22 protein-coding genes and 1 pseudogene are annotated in these 20,018 nt (G+C 64.5%); 17 read left to right on the top strand and 6 right to left on the bottom strand.

The features are described 5' to 3' along the window. Positions 1-34: 34 nt before the first annotated feature. From ABD893_RS09350 to ABD893_RS09340, 3 genes are all read right to left on the bottom strand, one after another. Positions 35-241, bottom strand: a complete 207-nt coding sequence (locus ABD893_RS09350; RefSeq protein WP_345078811.1) for a helix-turn-helix transcriptional regulator — start codon at positions 239-241, stop codon at positions 35-37. A gap of 78 nt (positions 242-319) precedes the next feature. Then, entirely contained in the window at positions 320-916 is a 597-nt protein-coding gene (locus ABD893_RS09345) for a helix-turn-helix domain-containing protein (RefSeq protein WP_345078809.1), read from the bottom strand. Between the two features lie 543 nt (positions 917-1,459). Continuing rightward, the gene (locus ABD893_RS09340; RefSeq protein WP_345078807.1) at positions 1,460-1,846 is read right to left on the bottom strand and encodes a helix-turn-helix domain-containing protein; all 387 of its coding nucleotides are present in this window, start codon (positions 1,844-1,846) and stop codon (positions 1,460-1,462) included. Between the two features lie 245 nt (positions 1,847-2,091). Here ABD893_RS09340 and ABD893_RS09335 point away from each other — a divergent pair, with 245 nt between their 5' ends. The 9 genes from ABD893_RS09335 (at position 2,092) to ABD893_RS09295 (ending at position 10,484) form a co-directional block, all read left to right on the top strand. Continuing rightward, entirely contained in the window at positions 2,092-2,415 is a 324-nt protein-coding gene (locus ABD893_RS09335) for a hypothetical protein (protein WP_345078804.1), read from the top strand. 96 nt (positions 2,416-2,511) lie between these two features. Beyond that, complete coding sequence (locus ABD893_RS09330; protein WP_345078801.1) at positions 2,512-4,605, top strand: phage/plasmid primase, P4 family; 2,094 nt, start codon at positions 2,512-2,514, stop codon at positions 4,603-4,605. 29 nt (positions 4,606-4,634) lie between these two features. Next, positions 4,635-4,961, top strand: coding sequence for a hypothetical protein (locus tag ABD893_RS09325; protein WP_345078798.1), 327 nt, complete (start codon positions 4,635-4,637; stop codon positions 4,959-4,961). Between the two features lie 88 nt (positions 4,962-5,049). Next, the gene (locus ABD893_RS09320) at positions 5,050-5,499 is read left to right on the top strand and encodes a hypothetical protein (RefSeq protein ID WP_345078795.1); all 450 of its coding nucleotides are present in this window, start codon (positions 5,050-5,052) and stop codon (positions 5,497-5,499) included. A gap of 163 nt (positions 5,500-5,662) precedes the next feature. Next, a complete protein-coding gene (locus ABD893_RS09315) occupies positions 5,663-6,007 on the top strand; it encodes a hypothetical protein (RefSeq protein ID WP_345078792.1) in 345 nt (114 codons plus the stop codon). A gap of 436 nt (positions 6,008-6,443) precedes the next feature. Then, the gene (locus ABD893_RS09310) at positions 6,444-6,965 is read left to right on the top strand and encodes a ribbon-helix-helix protein, CopG family (RefSeq protein WP_345078789.1); all 522 of its coding nucleotides are present in this window, start codon (positions 6,444-6,446) and stop codon (positions 6,963-6,965) included. Positions 6,966-6,972: 7 nt separating this feature from the next. Then, positions 6,973-9,645, top strand: a complete 2,673-nt coding sequence (locus ABD893_RS09305; RefSeq protein ID WP_345078786.1) for a relaxase/mobilization nuclease domain-containing protein — start codon at positions 6,973-6,975, stop codon at positions 9,643-9,645. Positions 9,646-9,660: 15 nt separating this feature from the next. Then, complete coding sequence (locus ABD893_RS09300; RefSeq protein WP_345078783.1) at positions 9,661-9,891, top strand: hypothetical protein; 231 nt, start codon at positions 9,661-9,663, stop codon at positions 9,889-9,891. Further along, positions 9,891-10,484 carry a hypothetical protein gene (locus ABD893_RS09295; RefSeq protein WP_345078780.1) on the top strand — a complete coding sequence of 198 codons (594 nt, stop codon included), beginning with the start codon at positions 9,891-9,893 and terminating at the stop codon, positions 10,482-10,484. The genes ABD893_RS09300 and ABD893_RS09295 overlap by 1 nt, the downstream gene beginning before the upstream one ends. 78 nt (positions 10,485-10,562) lie before the next feature. Here ABD893_RS09295 and ABD893_RS09290 read toward each other — a convergent pair whose 3' ends face one another. Then, the gene (locus tag ABD893_RS09290) at positions 10,563-12,161 is read right to left on the bottom strand and encodes a type IV secretory system conjugative DNA transfer family protein (RefSeq protein WP_345078778.1); all 1,599 of its coding nucleotides are present in this window, start codon (positions 12,159-12,161) and stop codon (positions 10,563-10,565) included. 254 nt (positions 12,162-12,415) lie between these two features. On the opposite strand from ABD893_RS09290, the gene ABD893_RS09285 reads away from it, so the two are divergent. Genes ABD893_RS09285 through ABD893_RS09270 form a run of 4 tightly spaced genes read left to right on the top strand, consistent with a single transcriptional unit; the run spans position 12,416 to position 14,694 of the window. After that, positions 12,416-12,595: a hypothetical protein gene (locus ABD893_RS09285; protein ID WP_345078775.1), complete on the top strand. Its 180-nt coding sequence runs from the start codon at positions 12,416-12,418 to the stop codon at positions 12,593-12,595. After that, the gene (locus tag ABD893_RS09280) at positions 12,592-13,434 is read left to right on the top strand and encodes a hypothetical protein (RefSeq protein ID WP_345078772.1); all 843 of its coding nucleotides are present in this window, start codon (positions 12,592-12,594) and stop codon (positions 13,432-13,434) included. Before ABD893_RS09285 ends, ABD893_RS09280 begins: the two co-directional genes overlap by 4 nt. A gap of 49 nt (positions 13,435-13,483) precedes the next feature. Beyond that, entirely contained in the window at positions 13,484-14,035 is a 552-nt protein-coding gene (locus ABD893_RS09275) for a hypothetical protein (RefSeq protein ID WP_345078770.1), read from the top strand. Positions 14,036-14,037: 2 nt separating this feature from the next. Beyond that, on the top strand, positions 14,038-14,694 hold the full coding sequence (locus tag ABD893_RS09270; RefSeq protein ID WP_345078768.1) for a hypothetical protein: 657 nt from the start codon (positions 14,038-14,040) through the stop codon (positions 14,692-14,694). 206 nt (positions 14,695-14,900) lie between these two features. Here the strand turns inward: ABD893_RS09270 and ABD893_RS09265 are convergent, their stop codons facing one another. Continuing rightward, complete coding sequence (locus ABD893_RS09265; protein WP_345078766.1) at positions 14,901-15,551, bottom strand: recombinase family protein; 651 nt, start codon at positions 15,549-15,551, stop codon at positions 14,901-14,903. A 330-nt stretch (positions 15,552-15,881) separates the two neighbouring features. Between ABD893_RS09265 and ABD893_RS09260 the strand changes: the two genes are divergently transcribed. The 3 genes and pseudogenes from ABD893_RS09260 (at position 15,882) to ABD893_RS09245 (ending at position 18,602) form a co-directional block, all read left to right on the top strand. Then, the gene (locus tag ABD893_RS09260) at positions 15,882-16,601 is read left to right on the top strand and encodes a hypothetical protein (RefSeq protein WP_345078764.1); all 720 of its coding nucleotides are present in this window, start codon (positions 15,882-15,884) and stop codon (positions 16,599-16,601) included. A 152-nt stretch (positions 16,602-16,753) separates the two neighbouring features. Continuing rightward, positions 16,754-18,041: pseudogene (locus tag ABD893_RS17085) on the top strand (ISL3 family transposase). 27 nt (positions 18,042-18,068) lie between these two features. Continuing rightward, positions 18,069-18,602 carry a hypothetical protein gene (locus tag ABD893_RS09245; RefSeq protein WP_345078761.1) on the top strand — a complete coding sequence of 178 codons (534 nt, stop codon included), beginning with the start codon at positions 18,069-18,071 and terminating at the stop codon, positions 18,600-18,602. Positions 18,603-18,691: 89 nt separating this feature from the next. Here ABD893_RS09245 and ABD893_RS17080 read toward each other — a convergent pair whose 3' ends face one another. Next, on the bottom strand, positions 18,692-18,967 hold the full coding sequence (locus ABD893_RS17080) for a helix-turn-helix domain-containing protein (protein ID WP_425548362.1): 276 nt from the start codon (positions 18,965-18,967) through the stop codon (positions 18,692-18,694). Positions 18,968-19,076: 109 nt separating this feature from the next. On the opposite strand from ABD893_RS17080, the gene ABD893_RS09240 reads away from it, so the two are divergent. Further along, positions 19,077-19,706 carry a hypothetical protein gene (locus ABD893_RS09240; RefSeq protein ID WP_345078758.1) on the top strand — a complete coding sequence of 210 codons (630 nt, stop codon included), beginning with the start codon at positions 19,077-19,079 and terminating at the stop codon, positions 19,704-19,706. The last annotated feature ends 312 nt before the right edge of the window (positions 19,707-20,018 follow it).

Genomic DNA, 20,018 nt, shown 5'->3' with positions numbered 1-20,018 from the left:
TAGATCCTCTCGCAGCTGGTCGCGCCGTTGGGCCTCAGGTGAGCAGTTCTGCCGCCGCCGCATACGCGCGGTCGATATATGCCTCAAGTTCACGCAGGTCCACGCGCCACTGCCCTCGCCCACCGACGCGGATGGCCCGGAGATCGCCGGACCGGACCAGCGCGTATGCCTGCGACTTCGAGATGGTCAGCTCTTCCATCACGTGCTCAAGCGGAACGAACTTCGGCAGGTCAGAGTTCATGTGTCGGAGCGTAACGGAACCGATCTCCTTGCCGTCGGGCAATGTGGACAAGCGTGGTCCTGGCCGCCTGAGGCCAGGTCAGTCTTCGACCCCCCGAAGTTCACCCAGCCTCTGCTCGGCATGCGCCAGCGCGATGTCGGTGTCGGTGAGCGCGTAGCGAGTGGTCTCGATGCGCCGGCGCAGGGCCAGGACATCAGACACCCGCCCGTCCTGCATCAGCGCCGACTTGCGCTCTGCAAGCTCGGTCTGGCCGCCGGCCAGCTGCTCCTCGAGGTGCGTCGACAGAATGCGCAGTCGATCGACCTGGTCCTCGCACCAGAACGCTCTTGATGCATCGTCCATCCCCGTCCGGCCGCTGACCCAGGCTCGAAGCTCCGGTTGCGACACGTCGTTCGGCAGCCCTGTACCAAGCGGTGCCTCCGGCTCCGGAGGTCCTGCCGGCATGTGCGCCAGGAGGTCTACAGGCGTCACATCCAGAGCGGCAGCGATGGCCATCAGGTCATCGACGGTGATGATGGTCAGGCCCTGCTCGATGCCTCTGAGGTCTTCGGTATCGATCACGTGGTCGCGGCTCGAGAGGACGTAGGAGAGCTCGTCTCTGGTGAGCTGCCGGAGCTCGCGGTAGTGGGCGATCGCATCAGCGACGGCACGAGTGGTGAAGGAGAGGCGCAGCATGGAATCCAGAGTAGGACGATGCCCGGACACGACGCGCGGGATGACGTCGCAGGAGCCAGCAGATCGTGCGCACGCTGGCGGCTCGCTGCGCGAGCGCCAATCTTGGCTGATGACGGCCGACCTTCGGCCGGGTTGGTCATGATCGAAGGGTGGTGCGGGGAGGCAGGGCATCCCTGTAACAGGTACTGCCTCAAGCGCTGCCTCAGATGCTGCCTCACTCGTTTCCCCTGGTCAGAGTGTGTACTTGTCTATCTTGAGGCAGTGAGGCAGTAAGAACACGCATTTACCCACACGCGCGAACCACAGGCTCGTCTCGTGCTTATCTATAGAGAATCCGTTTGGTACTGCCTCATGCCTCACTTTTCACCTTTTACCTGCCTGACCAGGCATAACGCCTGAGGCAGGGGGTGAACCAGGCGCTGCCTCACTCGCAACGCTGCCTCAACTGCCCTGCGCCTCCTGCTTCCCTGACCAACCCGGCCGAAGGACGGCAGTGGACGGCGACCGGCCGAAGGCCGGGCTGCCCCACGTGCGCAGGAGCGCTCAGCTGCCGCCTGCAGCTTCAAGCTGCTCGATCTCCTGCTCGATATGCACCATCGCCGCTTGTGCCTGCAGAATCTCCGCGTGAGCCGTGGCAGCTCGTCCCTCCTGCTGCCTCAGCGCTGCCTTCAACTCGCTGAGGCGTGCGACCTCGGGAGCCTCGTCGCTCACCAGCGCAGCGAGCGGAACGCCTAGAGCCTGCGCCGCGGCGACTGCCTCCTCGAGCTTGACCGAGCGCTCACCTCTCTCGATCCGAGTGACCGCTGTCCCGTCGATCGTCACGCCGAGCCGCCGGGAGATCAGCTCCCCGACCCCGACCTGCGTCAGCCCAGCCGCCTTCCGCTCCTCGCGCAGCCGTCTGGCGAACATCGCTTTCGGCGTCTCTGGCATACCGACTCTCCTCATAGACGAGCGCTCTCCGGCCCAACATTCTGATTAGATCACAGTATAACAGTCTGTCCTGTTGTAATCACAGTCGAATCTGGTAGTCTTGAGGCACGGCGGCACCTCTGGTGCTGACGGGACGCCCGGGCATAGATCCCCGGTGCTGGCGGAGCTCGACCGCGCATCGCGTGAGTAGTCGAGACGATCCAGTCGCAAGCTGCGACTGCACTCTGTTTCGAAGAGGCCAGCTGATGACCGCATCCACTCTTGATCGCCTGTACACCCTTCGCCAGCTTCAGGACGCGGGTTATGGCGACCGCATCACCCTCACCAAGCGGATTCACCGGGACGAGATCCCCGCCGTCAAGGTGGGCAATCGCTACATGGTTTATGAGTCCGATCTGCGACGCCTGGTCCAGCCCGTCAACGACGTTGCCGGCAAGCCGTCCGCAGCATCCCCGCTGGCTGAGGATCTCGATGACCTAGCCGCACTGGCCGCCCGCATGGTCGCCACGTGGCCTCGCCTGAGCGACGACCGCAAGCGCGAGCTCGGCGCTCTCCTCGCGACTCCCTGACATGCGAAAAGCCCCACCGAAGTGGGGCTTTTCGAAGCAACAAGCCTGGTCGAGTTCGCAGCTCATGTGACCAGGCATCAGAAGAAGGACCTTCCTATGTCTATTGTCCCAGATATCCGCGCCCACGGCAACGCCGTCGACGCCACCACCAACCCTTCGCAGACGACCTCCCTGGTCTCTGCCCTGACCGACACGCTCGACCACTTCGCCGGGCATGACGACATCGCGCCTCAGAACGCGATCCTGAAGTACGCCACCACGGCGTATCTCTCGCGCATGACCCCCGAAGATGCGCCTCCCCCGCAGATGATCGAGAAGCACCTGCTGGCCATCGTCAACGGCGTCTCCAAGCGGGAGAACGCCAAGACCAAGGTCGCCTCCGAGAAGCTGCCCACTCTCAGGGAGCTGGCAGCTGTCCAGGTTGCCCTGGTCATCAACCGCCTCCACAACGTGGCCGAGGTGACCCCCGGCGGTACTGACGCGGACGACGGACTTGGTGTCCTCTGCATCTACCAGTCCACCGGCGATTTCACGGGGCTCTACCGTCGCGCCGACCTCGGTCTGCTGGAGGGAATGGCGCGTGAGTACAACTTCAACCACAACGAGCGGTGGTTCAAGGAGCTGGAGCGTGCGCTTCGCGGCTTTGCCCCGAAGGTCACTGAGAACCAGAACACCGACCTGGTCGTGATGCGCAACTGCATCTACAACTACCGCACCGACGAGCGCATCGCCTTCTCCCCCGACTACGTCTACCTCGCTCGCCACGCGGACACCGATCTGATCGACGAGCAGCATGACGTTCCCGAGGTCCGGGACGAGGCAGGAAAGCTCCTCTGGAACTACGAGGACTGGTGGAAGGAGACCGTGCCCAATGCGCAGACGCTCCTCTACATCCACCAGGTGATCGGCGCTGCCCTCCGTCCCGGGCATGACTGGCAGAAGATGCCGAGCCTCTTCTCAGAGTCTGGTTCCAACGGCAAGGGCACCATCCTGGCGCACATCCGCGCCATCGTCGGATCTCGATACTGCGCGAGCGTGCCGCTGAAGGCGTACGGCTCCCAGTTCGGCAAGGAGCAGCTCATCGGCAAGCGGCTGAACCTGCCCGATGAGACCCCTGTGGGTGACTTCATCAAGGACGCCAGCGATCTGAAGGCGATCATCACCAACGATCCGATCTCGATCGACCGGAAGAACAAGACCCCGATCACCTACAAGCCGTCCATGTTCACCATCCTGACCCTGAACGGCGCTCTGAACTTCCGGGACAAGACCGATTCCATGGACCGGCGCGTCGCCATCGTCCCGATGGAGAAGCGCTTCGTCGCAGGCCAGAAGAACAAGGCCATCAAGGACGACTACCTGCTGCGCCGCGAGGTGCGCGAGTACATGGCTTACAAGGTGCTCGTCGAGATGCCGAAGTATTGGGAGCTCGAGGAGCCTCTCGTCATCAAGCAGGCTCTGCAGGAGCACAAGCGTGAGACCAACACCGTGCTGGCGTTCTTCGAGGAGTACAAGGGCGAGTTCCTGCGCCCGTTCGTGCCGTTCCCGATGGTGCGTGCGCTCTACGCCGCTTGGCTCAAGGAGAACCGACCGGGCTCTGTTCCGCTGGAGGCCGGCAAGTTCACCCGAGAGATCAAGACGATGCTCGACCCGGAGCTGTGGGTCGTGCCGCAGGCCGCTGACGGCGCGGACCTGAAGCTCACCACCCGGTCGTGGCTGACCTCGCCCGAACCGGTCCTTGACGAGTTCCACTACGTCGAGTCCGTCAAGAAGTGGCAGTGGGCGTCCAGCGAGCCCTTCCCGTCGGAGTGCGCCCTGGCGAAGTCCGCCCCGCGTCAGGAGCGCGGCTTCATGCGTCGTGACGTGTACGAGGCCTGGGTCGCTGCCGGTAGTGCAGGTGGGTCGTCTGCTGCGGATAAGGCCGTCCACGAGGCGCGGCGGCGACAGACCGCAGAGGCCGCAGCCGCCGCTCAGGAAGTGTGTCAGAGCGTTCCGGCGGCGGCGCAGGAGGCCCGCCTGGACGACCTGCCCGGTCTCCGCAAGGAACTCGAGGCACTGGAGGCCCGTGAGGGCCGTGTTGGGACCGACCAGGAGTCGATGCAGCACAAGCTCATTCGTTTCCGGATCGAGGCTGCCGAGCAGAAGGCGACCACGTCCTCGCCGACTACCGCCGACGCGTCCGCTGCCTGAGGAATCGAACCATCGAGAGGGGGTGCGACATGCGCCAGCAGGACTGCAACGGCACCGGCAAGGGACCTCGTGCGGACCCGAGGAGGACGCTCAAGCGCCGCGTCGAGGACCTCGCCGAGACCTTGGAAGCGCCAGCCCTGACGGAGACCAAGAAGAGCCGTCCGGGTCACCGGGAGACGACCTCAGGAAGCCCGCGAGGGCACCAGGCGGAGACCATGACCAGCCCTCGAAAGGGCCAGCCCTCCAAGAGCCCCGCATCGGGTCCGCAGGAGACCGTCACCGGCCTTCGTGGAGACCTCGAGGAGACCTGCAACGAGCCCGACCGCGAAGCCGGACCCGATCCGCCGCCCGCCTGATCGAGCGACCCGGCCGTGAAGGACGGAGGTGGCTGCCCGCCAGGGCAGCCACCGACAGCATCAGCAAGCACAACGAAGGAGTACGACCATGAACACCACGCTCAAGACCTGCAAGAAGCACCCGGACCGCATGACCCAGAGCGGGTGCACGGGCATCGTCTCGGTGACCCCGAGCACTGGTTGGTTCGCCGAGTGGGACACCGACGAGGGCGAAGAGTGCTCGGAGCCCTTGGTCGGCTGGGGTGTCCAGTGCAACGGCGAGGTCGTACCCCTCGAGGTCGACGTGGACGGCATGGTCACGGAGTTGCTCGCTGGTGCGCTCTGCGTCTACCGCGGACCTCGCTGCAAGCACGCCACTGTCCAGCGTCGACCCCGGGAGGTGAAGGTCCCGGCGCTCCCGGAGCCTATGTCTGGTGCTCCTGCGGCGAATGCCTCGGACGTCCCCGCGTCTGCGGGCTGGGTCATCGACGGTCAGTTCGTGAAGGACGGGGACATGGACCCCGAAGAGCTCGCGCTCCGTCTGGAGGACCTGGAGTGACGATCCGGCTTCCGCTCCGCTGCAGCCAGACCCGGAGCCCCCGCCGCTCCGCTCCGGGTGCCACCGACGAAGGCGGGGTGAGCCAGCCCCTCATCGATTGACCAGCACATCGTACGAACGACCAACCAACGAATCAGAGCATGACTTGAAAGGACTGATCCACATGACCCAGAACATGCTGAACACCATCGATCTGGAGATGCAGAAGGCGCAGGAGGCCTACGCCAAGAAGATCGCCCGTCTGAAGAAGCGGGCCGCCGACGAGGAGAAGCGCGTGATCACCAAGCTCGTCGAGGTCCTCAAGACGGAGCACGAGGACATCTACGAAGAGGTCCGGGCCGATGCTGTGCGGCAGCTGGAGCAGGAGCGGGCCGAGCGCAGCAAGGTGGCGAAGGAGGCTCGTGGTCACGACGTGGCTGACGACCTCTCTGCTACTGACTCGGAGGGTGACGAGGCTGCGGACGATGCCGCCGAGTCGGAGACGTTCGCGTTCCAGCGCAGCGCCTGATGTCGGCCGCTGAAGCGGTCGATGGAACCCCGGTCACCACACGGTGACCGGGGTTCTTCATGCTTCGGGTGCTGAGCATGAGTCGGCGTCGTCCGCTCCGCTCCCGCCACCGTCGCTGCTGCCCTCCGCCCCGCTCGGGAAGCAGCAGCGTCACGTCGGTGGTGGTGGATGTCCTGAGCGGATGCGAGAGGTCTGGCCCCTATGGTCCGAACGCTTGCGTGAGGGGTCATCTCTTCCAGGGTCTCGGCCCGGAGCCACCGCAGCGAAGCGGAGGGGGCGTGAGGCCTGAGCGAGGGGTGATTGTCCGCGAAGCGGGCCGGCGGAGCCGGTGTATACACAATCACTACTCGTCGTTCTTATCGCGCATGGTATTATTACTCCATGGGGCGCAGCACCGAATGCGCGATGTTGAGGTAGATCCGGGAAGGGGGACACCATGGCGACGAAGGAGCCGGACCGGAGTTCTGTTGACTCTCAGGTCGTTGATGGCACCGACACAGTCGGGGTCGATGCTCCTGTCGCCGCATCGGCGAAGCCGAAGCGGTCCTCCACTCGTCCGATCAGCGCACGCGTTGACGGCGAGATCCTGACGCTCATCGATGAGGCTGCTGCTCGTCGCGAGATGAAGCGCTCTGAACTCATCGAGATCGCGCTCCTGCAGTTCATCAGCAAGGGCCACGCTGGCGCTCTAAAGCCTCGCGTCATCGTTCCGGGCGAGGTCCGCCACGAGGTGCGCGCCGCCCAGGAGACGATGGACGAGCTCAGCGTGTCGATGAACCGGGTCGGCCGGAACCTGCTGGAGCAGCTGAAGCGGCACTGGGCCGATGAGCCCGAGGCTGTGGGTGCTGCCGCGCTTGCCGAGCTTGAGCAGGCAAGCTCCGCCCTCCGTGCGATGCATACCGAGCTGGACCGGGTCGCCGTAGATCTGCGTTCGGTCATGGATCGGCCGGAGTGGTGATGCGTCGATGTACAACGGCATCCAGAGCTCGACAAATGCGGCGAGGATCATCACCTACGTCCTGCAGGGCGACGGCTCTGAGAAGAACCGCTGCGAGTTCGCCTCTGGCATCGGCTGCTCGGTGCGAACCACCCAGATGGCCATCGCGGACTTCGAGGACACCCGTGAGGAGTTCGACGCCCAGCATCGACTGAAGGTCGAGGCCTACTCCGAGGTGATGAGCGCCTCCCGCGAGGAGATCGACCCTCAAGACGAGGAGCAGGTATACCAGTTCCATCTGCTTGCGATGGAGACTGCCAAACGGAAGTACCCGGGTCGGCAGGCGGTCGTCGGAACCCAGATCGACGGTCGCACCGGCCTGGCACACGCGCACATCGTGGTCTCCAACATCGCTCACGAGAACGCCGAGATGACCCACATGGTCAAGGGACAGCAGGTCACCGAGCAGGTGGTAGCAGGCAACCCTTTCAGCTCGCGGATGTCGAACGTCTTCCGGATCAGGGCTGCCACTAACGAGGTGCTCGCCGACGAGCAGTTCATGGAATCGATCGGCTACGAGAACAGCCGCCTCGGTGAGCTCATGAAGGACCGTGAGGGCCTGAGTGGCAAGAAGTTCAATGGTCTGATCGGTGAGCACGCGTACGACAACAACGAGCTCGTGCGGTCCACCAGGACCCGGAACCAGTGGCTGAAGAACCTCAAGGAGCGAATCTCCACCGCGCGGGAGAGCGCTGTCGACGAGGAGGACTTCAAGCACCTGATCTCCGAGGACGGCTCCGTCGAGCTCAACGAGCGCGGGAAGTTGCAGACCTACTCCTACACCTTCACCGACGAAGACGGAGTCACTCGTACCGCACGCGCCGGAGGCAAGCGCCTGCACTCCCAGGAGGGTGGCCGCGAGGCGATCCTGGCCAGCCTCGAGGCACGGCGCACGGCGGCGCTGGAGCAGGTCGGGCCAACCGGCATGGTCGAGCGGGTGCGAGCAGCTCGCCGGGAGGCGGCAACGGACCTGCAGGAGCAGGGCTCGGAGCCTGCGGACAAGGACGCTGTGCTGGCTCGCTTCCAGTCCCAGCTCGATGCTGATCCTCAGGACTCGATCGAGATGACGTGGGACACCGAGGGCGAGCTCATCTACGGGTTCCAGGGTGCCGATGGGGAGCCCCATCGCGTGAAGGCTGATGATCTGGGCGCGGAGTTCACCCGTGACGCTGTGGTGGACCGGGTGCGAGCTGCGGCGGCCGAACAGCACCGCGTGACTCCGGCGCAGGAGGCTCAGAGTCACCTTGCGGAGGCCAAGGCACGCCAGGCGGCCAAGATCGAAGAGACGAAGGCTCGGATCGACTCGAACAGCGCGAAGTTGTCCGAGGAGGCGAAGCAGCGTCGCGAGGCTCTCGACGCCGAGCGGGCCAAGGACGAGCAGGAGCGCCGGGACGTGCTCAACAACCCGCCGGAGCAGTTCGCTGCCCTCTCGGAAGACGAGCTGGTGGAGACGGTCGACGAGAAGGTGGTCGTGCGCGACGCGCACCTTTCAGGTACTGAAGGCATGCGCTCAGATGATCTCGAGGCGATGCAGCGCCAGCATGGCCTCTCGTGGGACGAGGCGAACTTCCTCGCCACCAAGTGGTGGTCCCTGGATCGTCCGGCGACGGCTCAGGAGGAGGGTCGCGACGCTGCCTCGCGGGAGGCAGCACACGAGGCTGCCGAGGAGCCCGTGCAGGAAGGAGCCGTGGCTGAGGAGCCTGCAACTGAGGAGGCAGTTGACGAGCTCGCGGTCGCCGGCGAGGCCCTCGCGACCGAGGACCAGAAGCCCTCATTCCAGCAGGCCCTTGACGCCGCCAAAGGTGTCGACGTGGAGATCGACACCTCCTTCCTGGATGCCTACCGGAGCAAGCAGGAGGCTCCGGAGGTCACGCAGCACGAGGCGGCGCAGGAACCTGCCCTTGGGGTCGCTCAGCCCGCCACGGAGGCCCAGGACGAGCGGGAAGACATCGCGAAGGAGGACAAGCAGGAGGAGCAGGCCGACGTCGTCGCCCGCGAAGACGTCGCTGCCGTTGAGGTCGAGCCGGCGGCCCAGCCGTACCGTTCCGGCCTGCGTGATGCTCAGTCGAAGGCACCGGCTATGCAGACACGTCTCGAAGGGCTCGCCGAGGCCGAGGAGCAGTGGCACGGCGCTCTGCCGTCGACCCCGCAGGAGCGCATCGAGTTCGAGCGCCAGATCACCAGCATCGGCGTCGGCCGAAAGGTGCTTGATCGCGCGGAGCCGCACATGGATCCGCAGCTGCACGAGCGTCTCACGCAGCGCCTGGAGATGACCGAGGAGGCGAACAAGTCAATGGAGCGCAAGAAGGTGCTCCAGGACAAGGTCGCCAAGCTCGAAGAGGCTGCGCAGCGCGATCCGTTCGATGTGCGCGGCACCGCCGCTGGACTTCGAAACGCTCACCAGGATCTCCGCTTCGAGGCCGGCTACATCGACCGCGTGAAGCAGGACCGCGAAGCGGGCGTCTACGACTCGCGCGAGCACGAGCGGACTGAACACATGAAGACCCGGGCTGCTGCAAGGGCAGCCGAGATCGAGCCCACCGGGGCCGAGAAGCGCCTGCAGGAGAGCGACGAGCATCTCCAGCAGGACCGGGCTGCAGATCGCAGCCACGAGCAGGACCACGGCATGGAACAGGACTGAGTGGAGGTGAAGACGATGAATACGACGAGTAAGGCCCAACTGCTCGAGGATCGGGCCGATGCGCTGGATGCACGGGCCACCGAGAGCGAGGCTCTGGCCCTGTACGAGATGAACCCCGCGGGTTCTGCCTACTGGAACGTGATGGAGCGGGCGGAGAACAACCGGACGCAGGCGCGGGACCTGCGCCATCAGGCACGGGCGCTGCGGCGGCGAAGACGACAGACACACGATGAAGGAGACCAGTGATGGCACAGGTACAGATCGATCGGAAGCAGGCCAACGAGATGCGGCGGCTGCTGGCGGAGCAGAACACGGAAGCCGTGACCCACCGTTACGGCGAGGACTCCCTGCAGTCCGAGGAGTTCAAGACGGCTCAGATGGAGCTGCAGCGTCGCCGTAAGGGTGAGCGCGACCTCAGCCTGAACGCGGACAACGCGGCAGAGGACTCCCAGGGGTCCGAGGACTTCAGGACCGCGCAGGAGGAGCTGCAGCGGCAGGAACAGGCCGAGGCGCAGCGCCAGGCCGAGATCCAGCGGCAGCAGGAGCAGCAGGAGCAGCAGGAGCAGCAGGAGCGGCAGGAGGCTCAGCGTCAGGAGGAGGTTGCTCAACAGCAGGACCAGGCGCAGCAGGCCGAGCAGGCCGACGATCAGCAGCAGGAACAGCAGGAGGAGGAGGACCAGCAGCAGGATCAGCAGCACGGGCAGGTTGAGAAGCAGGAACAGGAGCAGCCTCAGACCGAGGCGGAGAAGCGCCTCGGGGTCGCTGATGCTCAGCTGCGTGAGGACCGCGAGCGTGATCGCAGTCAGGACCAGGAGCAGAGCGACGAACTGAGCCAGTGAACGGATCGGGCCGGTGAGCCGGCATGAGGAGAGGGCGTGGACCATATGGTCCACGCCCTCTCTTGGTCAGCGCTGGAGTCAGTCCAGCAGGTCCGTCGCGTCGATGTCGGGGACGTCGACCAGCGGTCCGGCCTGCCCACCAACGAGAAGCCGGGCGGTCCCCTTCCTGCGCGGGATCAACTCGGAAGAGGTGAAGCGCTCAGTACGCTCCGTGGACCTGGTGACAGAGCCGTCCTGAGTGGAGCTGGTGATGCGCTCGTCCTCGCCGGCGAACCACGCCGCCTGCTCCAACAGCTGCTTCTCCGGGGTGCCCGGCAGGATCAGCACGCTGGGGAATGTCGTGAGCATCTCCTCCCACGAGTCCGAGTAGGCCCGCTTGAGCTGCTCGGTGTTCTGAAGCGCCGCGAGCAGGCGCACGTTGTACCCGCGGAGAATCGAAACGTAGGCGGGCAAATTCGGCAATGGGGCGCATTGGGCCAGCTCATCGAGAAAAAGGCCCAGGGTGGGCAGGTCGCGACCGATGTTGCGCCGCCACCACTGGATCGACTGCTCGATCACCGCACAGGCCGCCGAGGCGGCACTGCCATCCATCGGGCTGACGATGTACAAGGTCGCCCCTGGAATCTCCAGCATCGACGGATGGAAGGGCGCTGCAGTGCCGTCGCCGGCCACAGTGTCCAGCGACCAGGCCTTCAGCGCGTTGCGCATGTTGATCGCCACGGAGTCCCGCTGCTTATCGGACATGGTCATCACCGCGTGAAACGCACTCGCGTGACGGGAGTTCAGCAGTCCCTGAGCACGCCGGTAGGCGTTGGACCAGTTCGGCGTGACGAGGTCCTTCTGGGTCGGGTCATCTGCGCCACCGTCTTCCTTCTTCTTCGGCATGTGGTCCAGTGCCTCCAGCACCCAGCTGATACCTCCACCGTCGAGGATCTCGCCGGTCTTCGGATGAGGCAGCGCACCGCCTGCACGAAGAAGCGCCGCCAGCGGACGGGCTGCGAGGTTCTCCCACGTGGGGTCCGAGTTGCCTCCACCTCCGCCCGACGCGGAGCCGACCTTGGACGTGGCCTGGAGCAGATCACTCATCGCCATGGCCTCGTCGTCGGTGTTGACGAGCCTGCACGGATCGCTCACCACCCGGGTGACATCGACGCCCTGCAGCTCTGACTCCTTAACCTCTTCGGAGAGGTCGAGCAAGTAGACAGGGCCTCGCTGGGCGCGCTTCTTGATGGTCCCCTCGACCAGGTCGCCCTTGGCCGACATGGCGACCACCGGCTGGTCGCCCCACATGAGAATGCCGGGCATGATGACAGCTCGACCCTTTCCGGATCCGGTCAGGCCACAGAGCAGCATGTGCCAGCCGCTCAATGCGACCTCACCAGCCTTCTTGCCGGCATTGATGCCGTAGTCGAGCGGGTCCTGGTCTTCACGCAGGAGCCCCGCGTAGGGCATATCCAACGGCTTGACCTTGGGTTTAATGGGCGTCTCGGCGCTGGTGGCAACCTGCACGGGATCGCTAATCCCCCGGGTCCTGTTCAGCAAACTTTTCATGACTGTCGTGCTCCTCTTCAATGCGCAGGTGTGGCCTGCCTGCTCCAGGACGTGGGCCTCCGTGCTCTGACGGCGGCGCTGCATCCTGTATCTGCTGGGCAAGGCCTTGGTCTCGATCTGCGGCACGGATCGCTGCGCGCACCCATCGCGCGCGAGACAGCTGGGCTACCGCAGCCAGCCGCGACAAGACCGCGGCGTCCCGTTCTGGAATTTCGATCCTCATGGGTCAATCATGCCGTACCTCTTGATTTCTTTCAAGAGGTACGGCATGATTAGTAGTACGCCGGAGCCCTCACGTAGCGCTCGATAGACACCATCCACTGGTGTCCGGCGCTCCCCTATGCCCGGACACCTCACTCACTGATAAGTAGGTGGCCCCCGTGGGCAAGATCGGGTTCAAGATCATCGCGTTCCTCGTCGTTTTCGGCGGGGTCTGGTTGTTCGGCTTCGTCGTCGGCGGCGCGTTCGGCAGCGGCATGGCCGTTGATCAGTTCGAGCAGTGCCTCCCGGCCCAGAGCATCGAAGAGCTCGTGCCCTGCGCGGGAGGTGATCAGCCGTGAGCGGCGTCGTCTCGCGCTGGGAGAAGGAGCGCGCAGCGTGGCTCATGGGTCGCTCACAGCCCGGCCGGAGCTCGCGTCGACGCGCAGAGCTGCTGGGACGCAGGGCTCGTCGCCTCAGCCGTGGCGGGACCGGCATCTCCGAGACGTCGCTGCACGAGGACGTCACGCCACCTCTGTTCCGTCGATGGCTCACGACCAGTGATGGCGCAGGAGAGCAGCTCGCACGGCTGATCTTCGTGCCGCTGTTGTTCGCGATCGCGTGGCTGGTCGCTTGGCCTGCCGTCGCCATCGGCGCAGGGCTGTACTACCTGCGCTGGAAGAAGGCACCCACGATCGGCCGGCTCCTGGACTGGCCGTGGTTCGTTGCCGGCGTTGCCGTCGGGATCGCGGGCGCGGCGCTCTGGCATCTCAGCGGCGTCGGCCCTGGACTCTGGTTCGTCCCGTGGCCCGTGGCCGTGCACGTCTACCTGCCGGTCTTCGTGCCGACCTACCTGTGCGTGCAAACAACGGCGGGGCTCCTCCTCACCGGCTGGCTGGTCCACGCCAACGGCTGGGCAGCGGTGCCCAAGGGTGCCGCGCCGAAGCCGGAGAAGGACAAGAACGGCGAATACCTCAAGGTCGCCGAGAAAGACAAGGTCCGTCTCGCCTCGCGGGTGGGCACGACGGACAAGAAGGACTCCCCCGCTCCTGGGGAGAAGCCGGACGCAGCTCCGAAGAAGATCGCGCTCAGCACGATGAGCCAGGAGGCGGCGACACCCCCAGCCAACAAGGAAGAAGACGTGGTGTTCGCGGACGAGGACGCAGGCCTGGAGGACGAGGAGCCGGTATTCGAGAGCTAGAACCGCACCTCAGGCAGCACAAAAACAGACATTCGAAGGAGAAGAAATCATGAGCACCACCGACCAGCACATGGACCCCGGAGCCGGGCAGTCCGACACCCACGTCCACGTCCATAACAGCAGCGGCCTCGACGCGAACTCCCACACCTGGCGTGTGGTCGCGACGTTCCTCGCCATCGGCAGTCTCATCTCGCTGGCCTGGGGTCTCGCGCAGTTCGGGATGCTCGAGCTGGCAGCCACGGGCACCGCAGCGATCCTGTCGATGCAGATCCAGCTGATGCTCCGCAACGGGTTCATCGTCCTGCCAGACGCCAAGAGCGACGACGCACGCATCGAAGAGGGCAAGAACGCCCTGCGGTCCATCGTCGGCATGTTCCAGGCGATCCTCGACCGCAGCTCGATCCTCCGGCTGACCATGCTTTCTATCGGCTACGGCATCCTGTTCGTCCTGCTGCGCATGGCCATCCAGACCGCGCTCGGGATCTTCACGAACATCTGGATCGCTCTGGCAGCCGGCGCGATCGTTGCCAGCGTGATCTGCTTCCCCACCCTGTTCGCGGGCCTGATCCGTGCGATGAAGGCCAAGAAGGAGGCGAAGTGATCATGAAGAAGAAGATGCTGGCCCTGCCGGCCATGGCAGCGACCGCACTGATCGTGTTGAGCGGATGCAGCGTCGTCATCGAGGACGGACCGAAGAATCAGGAACCCACGGCGCAGGGCACTACTGCCCCAGTCACGACCGAGCCGTCGGATGAGCCGACCGAGGTCGAGGAGACTGCAGCCCCTGAAGCGTCCGACGGCGGTGACCAGGAGACCGAGCCCTCGGATGGCGGCAGCGACCAGGAAACTGAGTCCAAGCTTCCGCCGCTGAAGCTCACCCCAGACGAGGGGACGCTCTACCTGCGGGCCGTGCAGGCCTTCAGTCCTCGACTGGAGAGCTGGGTGCTGAACGAGGCCGGGGATGAAGTGCACTTCGTCGAGTACAACTGCACGGGCCAGGCCCAGCACGACGTGTACGGGACGCTCACCGACTACGAGACGAACGATGAGGGCGAGTTCTACACGGTGACGTGGCAGGGCCCGAACCCGCAGGAGAGCAGCACCAGTCGGACCGACGCCCTCGAGATCACCGAGCGGATCGTCGTGCCGAAGGACGCCGGGAGCGACGAGATCGCCTCTGCTGGCAGCGAGGCCGTGCTGAACCAGTACGTGGGCATGTGCAAGGGGGCTGGCGAGATGGCGGTGACGTTCCTGCTGTGACCCGGGAGGTCAGTCATGGAGAAGACGACGAAGGTTTCGCGTGGAGAGCGAGTGCTCGGCACAGCGATCGTGGTGAGCACCGTCCTCGCCCTCGGGCCACGGTGGTCGCTCTGGTCATCGAGACGATCCCATAAGGATGCGTGACCACAGAAGACCCCGGCTGCGAATGCAGTCGGGGTCTTCACTTGATCTGGAGTCGTCGAGTATCAGACGGCAGCTTCCGCCTGCTGGGCACGAGCCCTGGCGACGAGCGCGTACATCCTCGACCGGCTCATACCAACGGCCCCGGCGATCTCCTGGCCGGTCATGTCCGAGGTGTCGAGCATGTGCATGGCACGAGCGACCTGCTCCGGTGTGTAGATCGGCTTGCGGCCGCCGACGCGCTCGTTCCGTCGACGCTTGGCGTCCAGAGCCGACTTGGTGCGCTCAGCGATGAGGTCCCGTTCCATCTGCGCCACGGCGGCGATGATGGTGAAGATCAGCTCGCCGGCTGGCGTCGAGGTGTCGATGCCGAGGTTCAGGATCCGCAGCCCGATGCCGCGCTCCGTGAGGTCGCGCAGCAACGCCGTCAGCTGAGTAGTCGATCGACCGAGCCGCGAGAGCTCGACGACGGTGAGCCGATCACCGTTGCGCAGCTGCCCACTGTCCTCGTCGATGAGCTCGTCCCACCGCGGGCGCTTGGCTCCGTGCTTGCCAGATGCCTTCTCCTCGACGATGCGATCACAGCCGGCGAGGGTCAGTTCGTCGACCTGGCGGACGAGGTCCTGCTTCTCGCTGCTGACTCGCGCGTATCCGATGTCCATGTTGCCCTCCACGTCCTGGAACTCGACCCCTCCAGCAGGAACCTTACGAGACACAGTAGTGAGACACCTTGCAGTCGTCAGCAGTGTGGAACCTATCCAGATGAAGGCAGTCCCATCTGCCGACCGATTGCAGGACGACCTCTCGACACCCGACGGCGTCGCCACAGGCTCTCCCGTCACGTCTGGCACCCAGGCTCGTTGATAGTCCACCCCGGCGGACTCTGCGTGCCGCGAGCATCAAGTCAGTAAAACACTCCAGCCGACGACATTCAGTGAGAACTGGCTGGTCAGCGCTCCGGCAAGCTCTGCCCGCGGTTTTCGCTACGGCTCGGGCTACTTTCAACGAGGACAAGGGTTTCCCGACTCCCGATTGGACCTGCCACCATGCTCAATCCGCACGCATCTCACTTCTACCGCGAACCTGCCTGGCCAACGGAGACGACCTTCTGCAGCGACAAGGCGTTGGACCGCCACCGAGACGGCCGGCTTCTCGAAGCCGACGTCACCCGCGCCCTGACGTTCTTCGCAGGTAGCTTCGGCGACGCGCTTGCGAGCGCACTCCTCGTCCTGGGGAAGGTCAACATCCGGCCGACCGAGGTCGAGGTGTGGGTCGGGCACGAATGGCTGAGGGCCTCCGGCAATCGCCGTAAGGGCGACTACCGCAGCCCCGACATCATCATCGCTGAGCGCGGCAACATCCAGCGGGTCCTACTCATCATCGAGGTCAAGGGCCACGCCTGGGTGAACGGAGCTCGTGGCTACTGTCATCTCCACTCGCCCGTGCTGGGCTACTCGAACCAGATTATCTGCTATTCGGCAGACTGCTGGACAACGGCAGACCTTGAAGGCGTACCACGTCTCATCATCGGCCCGGATGCTCATCGGGATGTCTTGGGTGGTTGGGGTCGCAAGGGGCTCGTACCCAGAATCGTTCAGCGATACGGCCTCGATACGGCTTTCGCTGAGCAGCAGCGAGTAGCTCCGATGTGGCGCTTCGCTGGACTTCGCCAGCTTGCCGACGCGATCGAAGCGCTGGAGGCATCCCCGGCGAAGCGCGACGCCACGGCCGTACTGACTGGATGGCTGGACCGCATCGGACTCTGATCACCATCGCTGTTCTCTCAATCATGAAGGCCGGGGAGGGCTCTTCGCGGTTGTTGGTGAAGGAGAGCGTCGCGTCGCTGGCGTAGAACGGCCCGTGGTCCTGCTGTGATGGGTGTTGTCTAGACATCCACATTCCAGAGGACCACGAGCCTGTGCACGAGAATACTGGTTCGCAGCGAGATGCTGCGAGCACGATCTTCAACCTGCCCGACCACCACGTCATCGACGCGATCGACCTGCCCGACGGAGGCCGTCGAGTGGTGATCGCCTCGACCGTCCCGCCCGGATGTCCGTCGTGCGGAGTGCTCGCGACCAAGGTCCACTCCCGCCGGTCCCAGCACGTCCGGGACGTCCCCGTGGCCGGGGCGATGGCGGTGGTGTGGGCCAAGCGACGCTGGTTCTGCCTCGAGCGGGCCTGCGCCCGGCGCACGTTCTGGGAAGCCACCGACCAGGTCCCGCACCGCGCGCGCTCAACGACCCGGCTGCGAAACCAGATCGTCTCCGCGGTGATCACCTCTGGCCGGGCAGCCTCGGAAGTCGCCCGGACCCATGGCGTCTCGTGGTGGCTGGTCCAGGCCGCGCTGGCGGCTGCCGCCGTGGTCCTCCCCACCGCCGAGGACGTGTCAGTGACGCGCCTGGGCATCGATGAGCACCGCTACCGGTCGGTGCGCTGGTTCCGCACCGACGACGGTGCCTGGAGACGGTTCGAGCCCTGGATGACGACCCTGGTCGACCTCTCCACCGGGCAGGTCCTCGGTATCGTCGACGGCCGGGACTCCACCGCCGTCGGCGACTGGCTCGCCCAGCGCTCCGAGCTTCTGGCGGGAGCGGATCGAGATCGTCGCCATCGATCCCTCGGCCGCGTTCCGCAAAGCACTGCGGACCTACCTGCCCCGCGCTGCGGTCTCGGCCGACAAGTTCCACCTCGTCAAGCTCGGAAACGACATGGTCACCACCGTCCGTCAACGCCTCGCCCGCGCTCACCACGGTCGTCGGGGCCGCAAGGACGACCCGGCCTGGGCCCACCGAATGCTGTTGCTACGCGGCGCTGACACCCTCACTCCACGGGCCTGGGAGCGGTTGGAGACGGTGTTCCGCACCGATGACCCCACCGACGAGCTCTCCGCCGCCTGGGGCATCAAGGAGCAGCTCCGCCGCCTATTGGCGACCGACACCCTGGCTCAGGCCTGGGAGGAACGGATGCGGATGGGCTACTTCGTGCAGATCGCGAATATGCCCGAGGCGACCAAGCTCTACGACACCGTCGTGACCTGGTGGGACGCGATCGAGGTCCTCATCGTCACCGGCGCGACCACCGCTCGAGTCGAGGCCGCGAATACCGGCATCAAGAACATCAAACGCACTGGCCGCGGCTTCCGCAACGCCGAGAACTACCGGATGCGTATCCTGCTGACCAGCGCCGCGAGAACCGTAGCGTGAATACCCGCTACAGCAGGGTCATTCACCATGAACCGCGAAGAGCCTGCTTACCTCTGCTCCGGGGCACTGACCTGCGGCAATTGTGCTACGCCAAAGAAAATGGGAAGCGCAGGACCCCGGAAATATCGGTGCAGGTCGTGCAACAATTCAATCTCAAAAGAAATTGACTTGCTAGTTGAGAAAATGGTTCTACTTCGCCTTCGTGACTGGTCGCCTGATCCCGAAATGATTGGTCGCTTGGACCTCAACGCTGAAAACACGCGCCTCGACGAGTTGAAGGCACTGCTCGATAGCGGTGTACTCTCCCGCTCCATGTTCGAGGTTGGCGCAACAGAGGTCGAGACGGCTATCGCTCGCAAAACCGAAGCGCATGAACGGTCCGAGAGACGCGTTCCTGAATGGATGGGGAGCGGTGAGAGCATCCTCGGTCTGTGGGACACGCTTACCATGCGAGAAAAGCGCGATGTCGTGGCGACAGTCTTGAAAAGCGTTACGATCCTTCCGTTTGATCGCTCTGGCTTTGGGCGTTTTCAGTCAGATCGCGTTCAGATCGCGTACTAGGGCTGTCGGGGACCTGTTCCCATTTCAGGAGACCCGCCTCGCTCATCTTTGCCTTCTCTCGCTCGATCCAGGCTCGATGCTTTGGGTAGTCAGGAATCTCGCCACTCATCCTCGTCCCCCTCTTCGAATAGGTTTGCGATGCCTACGCCTAGACTACGCGCGATTCCGGGGAGCCGCTGAGGGTGGACGGACTGTAGACCTCTCTCGACGCGCGACCACGTAGAGACTGCCACCCCCGCACGGTGCGCCGCCGCCTCCTGGCTGAGGTAGGGGACGTGCGCCTCCCGCAGACGCTTCACACGAGCCCCAAACTGAGCGTTGAACTGGGCGGTTGAATCATCGGCGGGAGCGGGTCTGTCCTTCACTAGTCCAGCGTGATCTGCCTAGTCAGAACTGACCAGAATAGACCAAGCCAGGCAGTGCAGGCTAGCCTGAAGTAGTTAGTGTCAGTGTTGCCGACCAGGAGCCTTGCTCATGCGCCGTCCCATCCTCCGTCCCCTCGCCGTCCTCGCAGCATCCGCCACACTCGTGCTGCTCTCCGCATGCTCTGGGGGAGGTGAAGAAGGGAATGACGCCCCCGTGGAGGATTCGGAGCAGAGTAGCGAGGTTTCATCGGATCAGTGGATGGCTGAGAACTGCCCCACCACGGTAGTGAAAGTCGATGCGTCCGCGTCTGTGTCAGGCGAGAACCCGACACCGTATGCGCTGACGGTTGGACCTGTCACGGCTCCACAGGTCGGAGAGAATGAATCAGAAATTCGCCTCTATACTTACGACGACACAACTGACGAGTTCTCGCCGCTTCGAGTGGTCGAACAGGGCGAGACTTTCTGCTTCAACGCGGATGCAGAGACGAAGACTGGCTACTCGGAGCCGTCCGAAACTGATGCCGAGTTTGCGACAGTCGCCAGTGCTGAGCATCCCGAGGGTGTATGGATCGACTCGGTGCCACAAGCAGTGCCACTCACGGAGGCTGGCGAGCCCAACTTCGACGGACGCGGACTGAAGGCGGAGTACTACTGGACAACTAGCGCCGTAGATGAGTCAGTACTGAGCGAGGCAACTGAAACAGTGCAGTACTGCGAAATCTCGGAATGTGTCTAAAGCAGACACTTAAAGAGCAGGGAGTCGGGGCACCTAAGGAAGGGTCCTCGGCTCCCTTCTTCGTGTCGCCCGAGGAGGAGAGTGCACCGTGAGCACGCGACGAAGGAGCGCGCGCAGCGGGGAGCGGAGCGACCGGGCGTAGCGAGGCGAAGCCGAGCCTTGATACTCCTTATAAAACTTGCGGAACGAACTCCACAACTTCAAAGTTCTCTGGCTAAAAAACCCCTGCCTTTCTGACGTTTTTAGGCTCTTCAGAGTTGAGTGTGGGGTGAGGCGTCGAGGCCTCCGGTGATGAGGAGCATTCGGAGTCGG

It is taken from the genome of Brachybacterium paraconglomeratum, assembly GCF_039541415.1.
Lineage (GTDB): Bacteria > Actinomycetota > Actinomycetes > Actinomycetales > Dermabacteraceae > Brachybacterium > Brachybacterium paraconglomeratum_A.
Note: the sequence above shows the minus strand (reverse complement) of the source record. Positions and strands in the feature narration are given on the sequence as shown.

Excerpts from the sequence above, each read along its gene's own strand:
- ABD893_RS09325 (WP_345078798.1), top strand. The coding sequence starts at position 4,635 with ATGCGCCAGCAGGACTGCAACGGCACCGGCAAGGGACCTCGTGCGGAC.
- ABD893_RS09320 (WP_345078795.1), top strand. The coding sequence starts at position 5,050 with ATGAACACCACGCTCAAGACCTGCAAGAAGCACCCGGACCGCATGACC.
- ABD893_RS09260 (WP_345078764.1), top strand. The coding sequence starts at position 15,882 with ATGCTCAATCCGCACGCATCTCACTTCTACCGCGAACCTGCCTGGCCA.
- ABD893_RS09315 (WP_345078792.1), top strand. The coding sequence starts at position 5,663 with ATGACCCAGAACATGCTGAACACCATCGATCTGGAGATGCAGAAGGCG.
- ABD893_RS09350 (WP_345078811.1), bottom strand. The coding sequence starts at position 241 with ATGAACTCTGACCTGCCGAAGTTCGTTCCGCTTGAGCACGTGATGGAA.
- ABD893_RS09295 (WP_345078780.1), top strand. The coding sequence starts at position 9,891 with ATGGCACAGGTACAGATCGATCGGAAGCAGGCCAACGAGATGCGGCGG.
- ABD893_RS09270 (WP_345078768.1), top strand. The coding sequence starts at position 14,038 with ATGAAGAAGAAGATGCTGGCCCTGCCGGCCATGGCAGCGACCGCACTG.
- ABD893_RS09310 (WP_345078789.1), top strand. The coding sequence starts at position 6,444 with ATGGCGACGAAGGAGCCGGACCGGAGTTCTGTTGACTCTCAGGTCGTT.
- ABD893_RS09245 (WP_345078761.1), top strand. The coding sequence starts at position 18,069 with ATGAACCGCGAAGAGCCTGCTTACCTCTGCTCCGGGGCACTGACCTGC.
- ABD893_RS09240 (WP_345078758.1), top strand. The coding sequence starts at position 19,077 with ATGCGCCGTCCCATCCTCCGTCCCCTCGCCGTCCTCGCAGCATCCGCC.
- ABD893_RS09335 (WP_345078804.1), top strand. The coding sequence starts at position 2,092 with ATGACCGCATCCACTCTTGATCGCCTGTACACCCTTCGCCAGCTTCAG.
- ABD893_RS09305 (WP_345078786.1), top strand. The coding sequence starts at position 6,973 with ATGTACAACGGCATCCAGAGCTCGACAAATGCGGCGAGGATCATCACC.
- ABD893_RS09340 (WP_345078807.1), bottom strand. The coding sequence starts at position 1,846 with ATGCCAGAGACGCCGAAAGCGATGTTCGCCAGACGGCTGCGCGAGGAG.
- ABD893_RS09345 (WP_345078809.1), bottom strand. The coding sequence starts at position 916 with ATGCTGCGCCTCTCCTTCACCACTCGTGCCGTCGCTGATGCGATCGCC.
- ABD893_RS09275 (WP_345078770.1), top strand. The coding sequence starts at position 13,484 with ATGAGCACCACCGACCAGCACATGGACCCCGGAGCCGGGCAGTCCGAC.
- ABD893_RS09300 (WP_345078783.1), top strand. The coding sequence starts at position 9,661 with ATGAATACGACGAGTAAGGCCCAACTGCTCGAGGATCGGGCCGATGCG.
- ABD893_RS09330 (WP_345078801.1), top strand. The coding sequence starts at position 2,512 with ATGTCTATTGTCCCAGATATCCGCGCCCACGGCAACGCCGTCGACGCC.